Below are 13,200 nucleotides of genomic sequence, written 5' to 3' on the forward strand. Positions count from 1 at the left end.
ATGTTCGGTGTCGTAGAAGCGGGCGACCTTGCCGGATTGTCCGGTACTGCAACCACTGTCGTCGAGCCTCGGTTCATCGTCCAACCGTGCGGAAGCACAGCGCAGCTCGACGCCTATCGTGCGCTCCGGAGAGCGACCTTCGTTGCCGAACAGGGCTTGTTCGCCGGCACCGATCACGACGACGTCGACGACGATCCGCGGGCAGTCGTGCTGGTCGCCACCGATCGGGATGGCGCAGTGCTCGGCGGAGTGCGGCTGGCACCCTGCACCGCAACGGATCTGGGGTGGTGGGCCGGAAGCCGCCTCGTGGTCTCTGCCGCGGCACGCACTTCCGGCGTCGGGCCTGCCCTTGTTCGGGCAGCCTGCGCCCATGCCGAGAGTCGAGGGGTACTTCGCTTCGACGCGACGGTGCAGAAGAGCAACGAGCAACTGTTCACCCGCCTCGGGTGGATTCGCCGCGGTGACGTCGAGGTGGCCAACACCCCGCACGTGGCGATGTACTGGCCGATCGACCGCATCGAACGGCTCGTGTCTTCGACCAAGGCGATGCTCGCCGGGGTACTCGCACCTCTCCGTGCGCAGCCACTCGGGCTCGGTGCCAAAGGCTTTCGCGGCGACGACGGCGTCCCGGTACCAGGTAGCGACATGATCGCCGCGTGCGATGCCATCATCCCCTCCATGGTCGATCGTGACCCGGAGTGGGCCGGGTGGTGCGCGGCGCTGGTCAATCTGAACGACCTCTCGGCGATGGGAGCACGAGCTGTCGGAATGCTCGATTCCGTCGGAGCCCCCACGCAGAGTCGGCTGACCCGCATCATCCGTGGTCTCGCCAATGCCTCTGCGGCATGGCAGGTTCCGGTGCTCGGTGGTCACACCCAGGCCGGGGTGCCGTCGTCGCTGTCGGTCACCGCACTCGGCCGGACCTCGCGACCGGTACGTGCGGGCGGCGGAAGCGTCGGCGATCGGTTGACGCTCACCGCAGACATCGAAGGCGAGTGGCGGCGCGGATACCATGGTCAGCAATGGGATTCGTCCTCTCGCCGAAACTCCGACGAACTGACGGCAATGGCGTCGTTCGTCGCCCGCACCGCACCCAAGGCCGCCAAGGACATCTCGATGGCGGGCCTGGCCGGCACCACCGGAATGCTCGCCGAGGCGAGCGGAACCGGTGCCGTACTCGACATCGCCTCGATACCGAAGCCCGACGCATCGTCGATGGGCGAATGGATCACGTGTTTTCCAGGGTTCGCGATGATCACCGCGGACCGTCCCGGTGCACCTACTGCACCGTCCGGACCTGCACTGTCCGCAGTCTGCGGAGAGCTCACCGACATTCCGGGTGTCGCACTGCGATGGCCCGATGGAATCACCACTCGCGCGGTCACCTCCACCGTGACCGGATTGGGAGAAGCATGACCACCCACCCGAAGCCCGTCACCATTTCTGTCGCCGCAGCCGAGTTCGGTCGCGACATGGAACAGGGTTACGCCACCATCGCCGCGTTGCTCGAGGAATCACGCAACCGCGGCAGCCAACTACTCGTCCTGCCCGAGGCCTGCCTCGGTGGCTACCTGCCGAGCCTCGGCGGCGGCGACGAGACCGAGGAGTCGCGGCAGCGTCGTTTGAAGGCACTGCCCCCGGCCCTCGAACTCGACGGCCCCGAGATCAGACGCGTCATCGACATGGCGGGCGATACCGTCATCACCTTCGGCTTCTGCGAGAAGGACGGTGACACCCGCTACAACGCCGCCGTGACGGTCGACGGTAGCGGCATTCTGGGTTCCTACCGCAAGGTGCACCAGCCGCTGGGTGAAAATCTCTGCTACGACGCGGGAGACAGCTACTCCGCTTTCGACACTCCGATCGGCCGCATGGGCATGCAGATCTGCTACGACAAGGGATTCCCAGAGGCGGCAAGGGAACTGGCGCTCGACGGTGCCGAGATCGTCGCATCCATCTCCGCCTGGCCGACGGCCCGCACCGCGACTGTCGAGAACATGGAAGAGGACCGGTGGAAGCAGCGGTTCGACATCTACGACAGAGCCCGCGCTCTCGAGAACCAGATCATCTGGGTCGCAGCCAATCAGGCAGGTACCTTCGGATCTCTTCGATTCGTCTGCAGCGCGAAGATCGTCGGGCCCGGCGGAGAGATCCTCGCCGGAACGGGCGTCGAACCGGGCTTGGCCACGGCCACAGTCGACGTCGCTGCCCTCATCGGCGCGGCACGCGGCGGCGGCATGTACAACCTTCGCGATCGTCGACCGTCCGTGTACCGGACCATCACGAAGGAGCCGATCCATGCCTGAGATGTCGTTCCTCGTTCGGTGGCCCGACGGACGCGAACAGTCCTGCTATTCCCCTTCGTTGGTGATGCACGACTACCTGACGCCCGGCCAGGAGTATCCGGTGGCGGAGTTCGTGCAGCGGACGTCGGAGGCACTGACGATCGCCAGCGATCGAGTGCTTGCCAAGTTCGGCATGCGGTGCACCTCGGCCGCGCAGCAGATGGAGGAGATCCACGGTGTCAGTACCTCGTACGAGGCCGGTGCCGTTCGCGTACTGAGCATGTCGGGAGCTGAATTGTTATGAATCCGAACAGTGGGACCGAGAACGTCGTCGAACATCATCGAGTGATCGTCATCGGCGGCGGCCAGGCCGGCCTGTCCATCAGCTGGCATCTGACCCAGCGCGGCATCGAACATGTCGTGTTGGAGCGCGACACCATCGCACACGAGTGGAAGGACTCCCGGTGGGACAACTTCACTCTCGTCACGCCGAATTGGCAGTGCGCACTTCCCGGATACTCCTACGACGGTGACGATCCCGACGGATTCATGCAGCGCGACGAGGTCCATGCCTTCGTGCGCCGCTACGCCGAGAGCTTCGATGCGCCGGTGCAAGAGCGTGTTTCGGTGGATCAGGCCTTGCAATCTGCGGATGGTGGCTTCGACCTGCAGACCTCCGCCGGCCCCATGTATGCCGACCAGATCGTCGTCGCTGTCGGTGGGTATCACATCCCCACCATTCCGCGGTTCGCCGAGAAGCTATCGCGCGACATCGTCCAGATACACTCGTCCGATTACCGCGGGTCACACCAGTTCCCGGACGGAGACGTGCTGGTGGTCGGCACCGGACAGTCCGGTGCCCAGATTGCCGAGGACCTGCACCTCGACGGCCGACGCGTCCACCTGGTGGCCGGCACCGCTCCCCGCGTCGCACGCTTCTATCGCGGACGCGACTGTGTCGCCTGGTTGCACGACATGGGGGTCTACGATGTCTCCATCGAAGATCAACCCGGTGGCGTCGGCAAACGCGAGAACACGAACCACTACGTCACCGGACGTGACGGTGGTCGAGACATCGACCTGCGCGCGTTCGCCACCGAGGGCATGAAGCTCTACGGCCGACTGCTCGGCGTCGAGGACGGCATTCTGCAGTTCGCACCCACTCTCGGGGCATCTCTCGATGCAGCCGATCGGGTGGCCGAAAGCATCAAGGACAACATCGACGCCTACATCGAGCGCGAGGGAATCAGCGCCCCCACCGAGGATCGCTACGTGCCGGTGTGGCGTCCGGAGACCGAGACCACCGAACTCGACCTCGCCGCCGCCGATGTCAAGGCCGTCGTCTGGTCGGTCGGCTTCCGCACCGACTACCGGTGGCTCAAGGTCGGAGCCTTCGACGGCGAGGGTCACCCGACACACAACCGCGGCGTCACCTCGGTGCCGGGCCTGTACTTCCTGGGGCTGCCGTGGCAGCACACCTGGGGTTCGGGACGCTTCGCCTCGGTGGCGCGGGACGCGCAGTTCCTCGCCGACCAGATCGGCCTCGAGATCAGTGCAGTGCAGTCTCGAAACTCGGCGCAACCGCAGAGTCAGATGGTCTGAGTTTCCGGTGGCCCCCATCAAGATCGGAGCGCTGGCAGCGCATTTCGGGAGAGACGTCGACCGGGCGGTACTGAAGATCACCACGATCATCTCCAGTGCGGCCCGAGAAGGTATCGATCTCCTGGTGCTGCCCGACGCGTCCCTCGGGGGCTACATCAACAGCCTGAGCAATCCGGATCCCGCGGAACTGCCGCCCACCCTCGATCCCGACGGTCCAGAACTGGCGGCGATCATCGCCGCGGCCGGAGACATGACGATCTGCATCGGGTACACCGAGCTGTCGAAAGGATTGCGGTACAACGCTGCTGCTTGTCTGACGGGAGACGGCATTCTGGGTAGTCACCGCAAGGTGCACCAGCCGCTCGGGGAGTCGCTCGCCTACGCGGCCGGTGACCACTTCGAGGCCTTCGATACCCCGGTGGGGCGGATGGGGATGCTGATCGACTACGACAAGACGTTTCCGGAGTCGGCGCGGACGTTGGCACTCGACGGTGCGAGAATCATTGCGGCGCTGTCTGCGTGGCCTGCAAGCGTCACAGATCGGGCGTCCTCGCTGCCGAACGATCGGCAGTCCCGTCTGTTCGACCTGTACGACGCGGCCCGGGCGGCCGAGAACCAGGTGGTGCTGGTTTCGTCCAATCAAACCGGAGTGATGGGTTCCCTGCGCTTTCTCGGGCAGGCGAAGATCGTCGGCCCGGGTGGCGACGTCCTGGCGCGGACCTGGTCCAAAGGGGGTCTTGCGGTGCACGAGATCGATGTCGACGCCGAGGTCGACCGAGCCCGCCGAGGGCTGCATCACCTGGCGGAGCGTCGAGTCGACGCATATCCGAATCTGCTGCAGGAGAAGGCGGGTCAGTGAAGATCAGCTTGTCGACCTACTCGTCCAAGCCCCGCGGTGGAGTGGTGCACACGCTTGCGCTGGCCGAGGCACTGGCGCGCGCCGGGCATGACGTTTCGGTGTGGTCTCTGGGCCGCGGTGGCGACAGTGAGTTCTTTCGTGATGTCGACCCAGCCGTGACCGTGCGCATGGTGCCGTTCGAGCAGCGCGAGAACGAGAGCGTCGGTGAACGGATTCTGCGGTCCATAGATGTTCTGCGGCAAGCCTTCACACCGGACGAGTACGACATCGTCCATGCGCAGGACTGCATCTCCGCCAATGCCGTCGGCCGCTGCGTCAGGACCATCCATCACCTGGACGAGTTCACCACGCCCGAGCTGGCCGCGTGCCACGAACGCGCGATCATTGCCCCGTATGCGCGCATCTGCGTGTCGGCAGCGGTGGCGAGCGATGTGCAACGCGGATGGGGATTCGAGCCCACGGTCATCCCCAACGGCGTCGACGCCGAGAGGTTCACCGCAGCTGCGCAATCGGGCCGATCACACTGGCGCGAGAAGCTCGGCCGGTACGTGCTTGCAGTCGGAGGTATCGAACCGCGCAAGGGCAGTCTCGATCTACTCGACGCCTTCGCCCGACTGCGTGCACTCGATCTGCGATTGGTCTTCGCCGGCGGCGAGACGCTGTTCGACTACCGCGACTATCGTGCGGAATTCGACCGCCGCGCAGCCGAACTCGGTATCGAGCCGGTGATACTCGGTACCGTCGACGACGACGAGTTGCCGCACCTCGTGGCGCAGGCCGCCGTGCTGCCGTTCTTCTCCACCAAGGAGGGCTTCGGACTGGCCGCCATGGAGGCACTCGCCGCGTCGACTCCCGTCGTCGCGCGAGATCTACCGGTACTGCGGGAAGTGTTCGGAGACAGCGTTACCTACGCTTCCACATCGGCGACCATGGCAGCCGAGCTAGAACGCGCCGTGCGAGAACCGCGGAATCCACTACCGGGCCTGACGCTCGCACACGGCCTCACCTGGGACGAGGCCGCGCGTCGACATGTGGAGTTCTACTCCTCGATCCGGTGACCGCTGCGCTTGTTGCGCTCGAGTCGATGGGGCTTGAGCTTGTGGAAGCCCTTGACCCGCAGTGAGCGAATCGATTTGAGGTAGAACTCGGAATCGTGACTCAGTTCCTCGGTCATGACGGTGTCGACGAGTGTCGTTCCCGGATTGGCCGAACTGGTAAGGCGCGCAGCGATGTTGACCACCGACCCGTACAGGTCACCGTAGCGGGCCAGTACGGGGCCCCAGGCCAGCCCGACCCGCAGGTCCGGCATGTCCTCCTGCTCGGCGAAGGCGTCCTGCAGGTCGAGGGCGATGTGGGCGGCGTCCTCGGGGGTCTGGGCGCTGAACATGACCTCGTCGCCGACGTTCTTGATCACCGAACCACGTCCGCGCGCAATGATATTGGTGGCGAGTGACTCGAACTCCTCGAGGAGCGTAGTCAGTTCTCCGATGTCGAGTCGACGCGTCAGACTGGTGTAGCCGACCATGTCCGCGAAGCCGACGGCCATGACGGGACTGTCGGTGGCGTCGTCGGGAGCGGCGATGGACCGGCCGGCCGCCGCGGCCAAGTGCCGTCGCCAGGTATACGCCTGGAGCGCTTCGAGGGTGGGGACCGTCTCGGCGGCGATGTCCCTGGCGTTGCGCCGGATCGCGTCGATGTCGTTCTTGTCCTCGTCGATACTGGTGATGCGCTCGAGTATGTGAGAGTTCACCACGCCCACTTGCCATTCCGCGAGCCTGGACATCGACTGGCCGAGGGTGCGCGCAATCGCGACCTCCATCTCGGGCTTGATGACCTTCTGCTCGGTGAGTCCGGTGATCAACTTCAGTGCCTCGAGGTCCGCGTCGGTGTAGACGACCGCCTCGGTGTCGGTGTGGATGGGAAAGCCCATGCCGATCCACAGCGCGATGACCCGTTCGAGCGGTAGCCCCGACTTGCTGACGATGTCGGAACGGGTGTACCTCGGCGTGCCCCCCAGGAGATTGCGTTCGATCTCCGCTTGCACCACCGAGTTGATCTGGTTCTCAGGCATATCCCAACGTTCTGTCGAAATAGGAACGGACATCGTCCACGTACGCGTCGATCTTGTCGGGCTCCCAGTCCGTGGTGGGAATGGGCTCGCCGATGGTGACCCTGACGGTACCGGAATGGACGGTGAAATCCTTTTTCCACATCACGTCGCCCGCATTGTGGATGACGATCGGAACGATGGGCACTCCGGCCTGCATCGCCAGGTGGAAGCCGCCCTTCTTGAATCGGCCGAGACGCGACGTCGGCATCCGCGTGCCCTCGGGCGCGATGGCGACCGAGATGCCACTGTGCAACTTCTCGATGGCCGGACGCATCGCCTCACGCGCCTGAGATGGATCGCCACGGTCGACGTAGGCGACATCGAAGATCCTGCCCAGCAGTGCGAATCGTGGGTCGCGTTCGAGTTCTCGCTTGGCGACCGCGGTGATGTCCCGTCGGAGAATGGAGGTGACGATGATCGAGTCGGCGGTGCTCTGATGGTTGAACATGAACACAGCCGGCCGCGCCGACCATGCGTTCTCGGTGCCGGTCACGTCGAGTTTCACTCCGGCGATGGTCAGCGCGATGTCCGGCGCAATAGTGCTCGTGATGTTCGCTCCGTTGCGGCGGCTGCGCGTCAGGAGCCCCAGGCCGAGGCCGATCGACGCGCTGGCCAGCACCGAGCCCAGAGCGGCGGTGCTGCGCACGGCGGAGGTCAGATCGGTGCCGCGCTTGGGACTCTCCAACGTCAGCGACGGCCACTGCTTCTTCGCCGCGTACCGCTGTAGTTCCGGATCCGGGTTCAGAGCGATGGGGCGGCCGACGGCCTCGAGCAGTGGCACGTCCTCTCCGCCGTTGGAATAGGCGAAGCAGCCGGCGAGAGCGATTCCCTCACGTTCGGCGTAGTCGATCGCGGCCTGTGCCTTGCGTGGTCCCCACAGCGAATCGCCGACCAGCTCGCCGGTCAGGATGCCGTCGGTGACCACGGGAGTGGTGCACAGCAGTGTCTCGAACATCATGTCCTGCTGTACGGGCAGCGCCTGGTACGGCGTGGCCGAGGTGGCCATCACCAGTCGATGGCCGGCGTGGCGGTGGGCTTCGACGAGGGTACGGGCCTGCGGGTAGATCATCGGCGCGATCTCGTTGCGGAACAACGTGTATGCCTGTTCCATCAGATCGTCTTCCCGACGGCCCTCCAGACCGCGGACAGCCTTGCCCATCAGGTTGTCGACCGGGGAGTTGCGCATCCGCATCTCGACGACGGCGCTCGATATCTCCCACAGTTCCTTGACCGTCACGTCGAGGGTCTTGAGTCGTTCGAGAAACACTGCACGGGCCGAGAATCCGTTGATCAGGGTGCCGTCGAGATCGAAGAACGCAACGGTGTCTCGGCCGGGTGGAGCGGCGGCGATCGCGATCAGTCGATCGTCGAACTCGGTCATGAATTGTTCTCCTCGGGGGCCGAGATCGGTTCCACAGCGCGCAGCATGCGGTGGGCCATGTCGCGGATCGTGCGCACCTTGCGTGCCCATTCATCGATCTCGAGTGCGAAGTCTCGGCGTCGGTGTGCGATACCGTCGGAGCTGGAATCGACGAGATCGCGATTCTCCGCCAATTGCAGTGCAGTATCGAATAATTCGCCGGAGATCGACTCGCTGTGATCGAGCTGCTGCCGAAGCCGTCTGGCCTGAGCGGCACCGAGGCACTCCGCGATGAACTTCTGCTTGTCGAACTCACCGCTCTGAGGCAGCAACATCAGCTGATCGGCAACCACCTGGTACGCCTCGAAGATCGGCTGCAACACGCGGTGCGCCAGATGCAGATCCTGTGACTGAAGTTGTCGCGCAGCGTAATCGGGGTCGCTGATGTTGGCGCGCCAGTCCGGGTCGATGAGATCGACCTCGGATTCGAGCCGTTCGCCGAAGTCCTTCTTGTCGCCGAAGAAGAACTCGAACTTGAGCAGATCACGCAGCTGCAATGCCGACTCCCACAGGGATTCCTGGGTCAGTGGCGTCGATTCGCCGCTGGTCGGCAGAACGACCAACTCGCCGATGGCACGCATGACGAAGAAGTGGATAGCGTTGTTGCGGAAGAACGCTGCCACCAGATGCTTGTCCTGAGCCAGATAGAACAGAGGCTCGGGGCCGTCGTCGAAACGCTTGACGACGTTGGCGTTGACCTGTGCGATGACGGCCGAGCGCACGACGTCGACGTCGGCGATGTCCACGCCGCCCGCGGTGGGCAGGTTGCGGCGTTTGATGTAGCGCGCGAGCGGGGCGATGATGGCCCACATCTCGTTGACGTTGAGGGCGCGATCCTCGATGCCGAGCAGTGCCATGGTGACCAACGCCGCCGGCGTCACCGGGGTCGCGTCGTTGATCGCGTGAGAGACACCGAGCGCGATCTTCTGTACGGCCACTCGCTTGTCGGGGTTGTCGGCGACGATCGACGCCACCGACATCGGCTCACCGAAGTTGAGGTACACGTTGCCGCGCAACGTGCCCTGCGCGCGGATGTAGCCGATGGCCATCCGAATGCCCTCGGCCTGCTTCTTCGCTCCGTGCGATTCCTCGGCCATCGCGCCCACCTCGTGCAGGCGGTCGTAGGTGATGGACGTCGGAACCAGATAGACGTCCTCTGCATCGCTGGTCTCGAGTGCGTCGACCAGATAGGTCAACAGGCCGAACCGCGGCGGGCGGAGCTTTCCGGTGCGGCTACGGCCGCCCTCGATGTACCACTCGAGGTTGAATCGCTTGCTCAGCAGGAAGCTCATGTACTGACGCAGCGTCCACTTGTAGATCGCGTCGGAGAACTTGCGCTGAATCAGCACGACGCCACTGCGTTTGGCGATCGGACCCAGCGGCCAGAAGCCGACGTTGATGCCGCCCATGACGTGATTGAGTGGCAGCCCCTCGGCCAACAGCGCCGGACGCAACACGAGCGGATCGAGATACGAACGGTGATTGGGCAGGAACACCAACGGATAGTTCTTGTTGAGTTCGCGTACCTTCTGCAGCTGATCGCGGTCCACGTCGACCTTGTACGCCCGTGAGAAGTACGCCCCGAGGGTTCCCCACATCTCGACTGCCCGGCGGGTCTCGGTTGCGACCATCTCGCCGAGGATGTCCTGGACGCGCTTGTCGACGGCCGCGCGATCCTGGCCGACCTGCTCCGCGAGTTCGGTGATTCCGTCCCGGAACTTCTTCTGCTCCGTCATGTCCTCGACTACGAAGCGCGGGATCTTGTACTCGGAGCCGATGACGCCGCGCTCGGCCTTGTCCAGAGCCAGACTGGCCTGACGCAGAATGAACGACGACAGGGATGTGCCGCCGCCGCGCTCGAACCGATCCTGTAGGTCACTGAGCGTCGCGGGCTCGCCGACGAGAACTGCGGAGTGGTCGGGATCGTCTCCCGCCACCCATCGCTGCCACACCTGCGTGGGCTTGGAGCGCCCGCGCGGAGCGAAGATTCGGTGCAGAATGCCGTTCTTGCGATCGGACAGCGTCACCCGCAGCGGGATCAGCAGCGGATCGTCGGCGTATCCGCGAACACTGTCCGACAGTGACGTTCTCGCCTCACCGGAGAGCACCACCGAGGGTGGTCGAGGTTCCCCGTCCGGCGTGGTGGCGTCGATCCACTGATTCAGAGCCTGAACCTCGAGGGTGGATTTGGCATCGAGCAAATACACGTGCGGACCGTCGCTGAGCGACTGTTCGTCCGCGTCGAGGTGGTACATCGAGACTCCTGTTCCGTACCTTCGTAAGAAGGCACGCCGCCAGGCTACGCGGCAGAAACCGTGTGCGAGGGTGGTTCGGTGAGGTGGTTCCGGGACGCCGATACCGCCGAGAGTCGTGCGGCTGGGTGGGGGTCGACGGCACATCGAGTGGACCCGAAGCGCGCGCGCCGGGTCTGTCGTATAGAGTTGAAGGCATCGGCCTTCTCGGCCACCTCAATCTAAGTGTTAATCCAAGTAACAGTTACTTGCGGTTACAGTTACTTGGATTAACAGACAGCCTCGCCTCGACGAGTCGATCCGACGCGCCCTGCGCCGCCCCGGCCACATCTCACCTGCATCTGTGCGACAGTATTCGCAAACACTTTCGAGAAAGGCCGGTAGTCGATGCCACCCCGTGGGCGTGCAGTGAACGATTCGTTGACTCCCGAGAATCTGACCACACTGGCCGCGGCGCTCGCCGAGGGACGTCGGGCCACCGTCTATCTCCGTGAACCGAACCCGAGCCTCGGCCTGCCCGACGGCACCTCGGCGAAGGTCGTGTCGATCGACGGCAACACGGTCACGATCAGCCCGAAGGGCGTCAACGACGAATTGCCCTACGAGGCCGAGGAACTGCGCATCACCCGCAATCCCGCCACACCGCCCGCGCCGGCGAAACGAGTGGCCGCCAAGCGAATCCCGCCGTCCGTGCCGGCGCAGCCGCAGGTGCCCGCCCCGGCCCCGAAGCGACCGGCCGCGGCCGTTACACCGAAATCACCTGCAGCACCGACTGCATCCACTCTCGCCGCTTCGACGGGCTCGGCGGTACCCGCGCCGAGCCAGGCGTCGCGTCGACCGAAGAAGGCACCGGGCGGAATCAGCGTCACCATTCATGCCGGGGCCGACAACGATTGGTCGGTCACGGTCACCCAGGGCGCAAAGCGGCCCACCAAAGCTCAACCGGTGAGCCCCGAGTCGGTGAGTCGCGCTGTTCGAGAGTTGGGCGATCCCACTGCACGCGACGCAGTCGAAGCAGTCATTTCCCACGCGCGCGACGAGGCCGCCCGACGCGTTGCAGAACTGAGCCGCCAACTCGAGGAGGCGCGCACGACGCTTGCCGCCCTCGAGCAGGACGTATGAGCGACTCGCTCGTGTTCGTATACCTGTTGTTGCTAGGGTTCTGCCGACACCGCTGAGAGGGAGTACATGTTCAAGAAATTCATGCTCGTCGTCGTGGGGGCGGCTGCAATCGTAGCCAGCGTCGGCGTGGGGACCGCATCCGCGGCCACTCCAGCTGCTCTCGGCGGCGGCTCGGGAATCATCGTCGGCGGCCAGGCCGAGTGCACGCTGACGACGATCGGTAACGACCGCAACGGAAACCTGGTCGGCTTCACCGCCGGCCACTGTGGCCAAGCGGGTGCCTCCATCGTCCCCGAGTACGACACCTCCCTCGGCGAGGTCGGCCGCATCGCGTTCTCCAACCCGGAATACGACTACGCCCTCATCGAATTCCAGCGTGACAAGGTCGCACCGATCAACCGCGTAGGCAACGTGACCATCTCTCAGGTCGGCCCGCCGACGGCGTTCCCGAACATCGTCTGCAAGGAAGGCCGTACCACCGGCAACACCTGCGGACTCGCCTACGGCGACATCCTGCAGTCGCAGGAGACCTGGGCTCAGCTGTGCGTCGTCGAAGGTGACTCGGGCAGCCCGGTCGTCGTCGGCAACACCCTCGTCGGCATGGTCAACGCCTACCTCGGCGTGGCGTGCTTCGGACCCGAGGTCGGCACCAACTTCGACGCGATCCTTCGCAACGTCGATCAGGGCAACGGACTCGGCGCAGGATTCGTCCCCGCTCCCTAGATCCACACCGTTTCGGCCGAAGGCCCCGTTCGCGCACTACATCGCGCGAACGGGGCCTTCGCCGTTCGCGGGGTCAGTGCTGCTCTCAGCGGGCGCGGGCGGACGAGTCGGACGACCGAACGTCCGCGACGATGCGTTCCGCGTCGTCCGGCGCGACTCCCAGCAGCACCAGGCTCGACGTCGTCGCCGCTCCCGCCGGGTCGCCGATCAATCCGGCGTTGGTGGCGTCGAGGATCGACAGCGCAATGGCCTCGATGTTGAGAATCAGTACTTCTGCCGCGAGGTACGAGGAGAACACACCCTCGCGTTGTCCTCGCCGGATGACCGCGGCGGCCGACTCGCGCATCGGAGTCAGGAGATCGTGAATGCTGTTGTGTCCCAGATCGGATCGTGCGACCGCGAGCAATAGCCGGTACTGATCTCCGACGCGTGCCAGGGCCAGCGTCTGCCGAACGAACACCGTCACCGCCGATTCGTCTGCGGCAGGAATTCGAGTGAGCGCAGCCGAAATTCGGTCCGCTGCCTCCAGGGCGATACCGTCGATCAGAGCTTCGCGAGAGGCGAAGTGGGCGTAGACGGTTCGCCGGACCACTCCCGCAGCGGCGGCGACGTCGTTGATGGTTGCATCAGGATTGTCCGCCAGGACCCCTTGTGCAACATGCAGAATTCGCGCTCGGTTGGACCGGGCGTCACGTCGTTGCACGGGCGGCGCTGCTGCGTCCCGTGCATTCGAACTCGACTCCGTCGTCTTACGCACAGGACAACATCTAGCACGATCTCGGGCGGAGAGTGTGGCTGCCGCCACAAAAGATTGCCGATCCTAGCCG

The 13,200-nt window shown here is 64.7% G+C and carries 12 protein-coding genes; 8 read left to right on the forward strand and 4 right to left on the reverse strand.

The window, feature by feature from the left end:
* Genes R4P57_RS25455 through R4P57_RS25480 form a run of 6 tightly spaced genes read left to right on the forward strand, consistent with a single transcriptional unit; the run spans position 1 to position 5,804 of the window.
* Positions 1-1,416: an MSMEG_0567/sll0787 family protein gene (locus R4P57_RS25455; protein ID WP_317805644.1), complete on the forward strand. Its 1,416-nt coding sequence runs from the start codon at positions 1-3 to the stop codon at positions 1,414-1,416.
* Positions 1,413-2,306, forward strand: coding sequence for a carbon-nitrogen hydrolase family protein (locus tag R4P57_RS25460; protein ID WP_128645387.1), 894 nt, complete (start codon positions 1,413-1,415; stop codon positions 2,304-2,306). Before R4P57_RS25455 ends, R4P57_RS25460 begins: the two co-directional genes overlap by 4 nt.
* Complete coding sequence (locus tag R4P57_RS25465) at positions 2,299-2,589, forward strand: MSMEG_0570 family nitrogen starvation response protein (protein ID WP_032396776.1); 291 nt, start codon at positions 2,299-2,301, stop codon at positions 2,587-2,589. The genes R4P57_RS25460 and R4P57_RS25465 overlap by 8 nt, the downstream gene beginning before the upstream one ends.
* Positions 2,586-3,887 carry an MSMEG_0569 family flavin-dependent oxidoreductase gene (locus R4P57_RS25470; protein WP_317805645.1) on the forward strand — a complete coding sequence of 434 codons (1,302 nt, stop codon included), beginning with the start codon at positions 2,586-2,588 and terminating at the stop codon, positions 3,885-3,887. Before R4P57_RS25465 ends, R4P57_RS25470 begins: the two co-directional genes overlap by 4 nt.
* 7 nt (positions 3,888-3,894) lie before the next feature.
* Positions 3,895-4,746, forward strand: coding sequence for a carbon-nitrogen hydrolase family protein (locus tag R4P57_RS25475; protein WP_317805646.1), 852 nt, complete (start codon positions 3,895-3,897; stop codon positions 4,744-4,746).
* Positions 4,743-5,804, forward strand: a complete 1,062-nt coding sequence (locus tag R4P57_RS25480) for an MSMEG_0565 family glycosyltransferase (RefSeq protein ID WP_317805647.1) — start codon at positions 4,743-4,745, stop codon at positions 5,802-5,804. Before R4P57_RS25475 ends, R4P57_RS25480 begins: the two co-directional genes overlap by 4 nt.
* Here the strand turns inward: R4P57_RS25480 and R4P57_RS25485 are convergent.
* The 3 genes from R4P57_RS25485 to R4P57_RS25495 are packed head-to-tail and all read right to left on the reverse strand — an operon-like array spanning position 5,786 to position 10,531.
* Positions 5,786-6,817 carry an adenylate/guanylate cyclase domain-containing protein gene (locus R4P57_RS25485; protein WP_317805648.1) on the reverse strand — a complete coding sequence of 344 codons (1,032 nt, stop codon included), beginning with the start codon at positions 6,815-6,817 and terminating at the stop codon, positions 5,786-5,788. The genes R4P57_RS25480 and R4P57_RS25485 overlap by 19 nt on opposite strands.
* Positions 6,810-8,237 (reverse strand): HAD-IB family hydrolase, encoded by a 1,428-nt coding sequence (locus R4P57_RS25490; protein WP_317805649.1) that lies wholly within the window; start codon positions 8,235-8,237, stop codon positions 6,810-6,812. The genes R4P57_RS25485 and R4P57_RS25490 overlap by 8 nt, the downstream gene beginning before the upstream one ends.
* Entirely contained in the window at positions 8,234-10,531 is a 2,298-nt protein-coding gene (locus R4P57_RS25495; protein ID WP_317805650.1) for a glycerol-3-phosphate 1-O-acyltransferase, read from the reverse strand. Before R4P57_RS25495 ends, R4P57_RS25490 begins: the two co-directional genes overlap by 4 nt.
* Before the next feature lie 384 nt (positions 10,532-10,915).
* Between R4P57_RS25495 and R4P57_RS25500 the strand changes: the two genes are divergently transcribed.
* Together R4P57_RS25500 and R4P57_RS25505 are read left to right on the forward strand one after the other, a co-directional pair.
* Positions 10,916-11,650 carry a DUF6319 family protein gene (locus R4P57_RS25500; protein ID WP_317805651.1) on the forward strand — a complete coding sequence of 245 codons (735 nt, stop codon included), beginning with the start codon at positions 10,916-10,918 and terminating at the stop codon, positions 11,648-11,650.
* Positions 11,651-11,716: 66 nt separating this feature from the next.
* Positions 11,717-12,373, forward strand: coding sequence for a serine protease (locus tag R4P57_RS25505; RefSeq protein ID WP_121871385.1), 657 nt, complete (start codon positions 11,717-11,719; stop codon positions 12,371-12,373).
* Between the two features lie 85 nt (positions 12,374-12,458).
* Here the strand turns inward: R4P57_RS25505 and R4P57_RS25510 are convergent, their stop codons facing one another.
* On the reverse strand, positions 12,459-13,076 hold the full coding sequence (locus R4P57_RS25510) for a TetR/AcrR family transcriptional regulator (RefSeq protein ID WP_317805652.1): 618 nt from the start codon (positions 13,074-13,076) through the stop codon (positions 12,459-12,461).
* Between the last annotated feature and the right edge of the window lie 124 nt (positions 13,077-13,200).

The sequence above is a fragment of the Rhodococcus sp. IEGM 1330 genome (assembly GCF_033142445.1).
Lineage (GTDB): Bacteria > Actinomycetota > Actinomycetes > Mycobacteriales > Mycobacteriaceae > Rhodococcoides.

Bases quoted from the DNA above. Each gene is read 5' to 3' on its own strand.
- R4P57_RS25500 (WP_317805651.1), top strand. From the start codon at position 10,916: ATGCCACCCCGTGGGCGTGCAGTGAACGATTCGTTGACTCCCGAGAAT.
- R4P57_RS25485 (WP_317805648.1), bottom strand. From the start codon at position 6,817: ATGCCTGAGAACCAGATCAACTCGGTGGTGCAAGCGGAGATCGAACGC.
- R4P57_RS25505 (WP_121871385.1), top strand. From the start codon at position 11,717: ATGTTCAAGAAATTCATGCTCGTCGTCGTGGGGGCGGCTGCAATCGTA.
- R4P57_RS25495 (WP_317805650.1), bottom strand. From the start codon at position 10,531: ATGTACCACCTCGACGCGGACGAACAGTCGCTCAGCGACGGTCCGCAC.
- R4P57_RS25455 (WP_317805644.1), top strand. From the start codon at position 1: ATGTTCGGTGTCGTAGAAGCGGGCGACCTTGCCGGATTGTCCGGTACT.
- R4P57_RS25490 (WP_317805649.1), bottom strand. From the start codon at position 8,237: ATGACCGAGTTCGACGATCGACTGATCGCGATCGCCGCCGCTCCACCC.
- R4P57_RS25465 (WP_032396776.1), top strand. From the start codon at position 2,299: ATGCCTGAGATGTCGTTCCTCGTTCGGTGGCCCGACGGACGCGAACAG.
- R4P57_RS25460 (WP_128645387.1), top strand. From the start codon at position 1,413: ATGACCACCCACCCGAAGCCCGTCACCATTTCTGTCGCCGCAGCCGAG.
- R4P57_RS25470 (WP_317805645.1), top strand. From the start codon at position 2,586: ATGAATCCGAACAGTGGGACCGAGAACGTCGTCGAACATCATCGAGTG.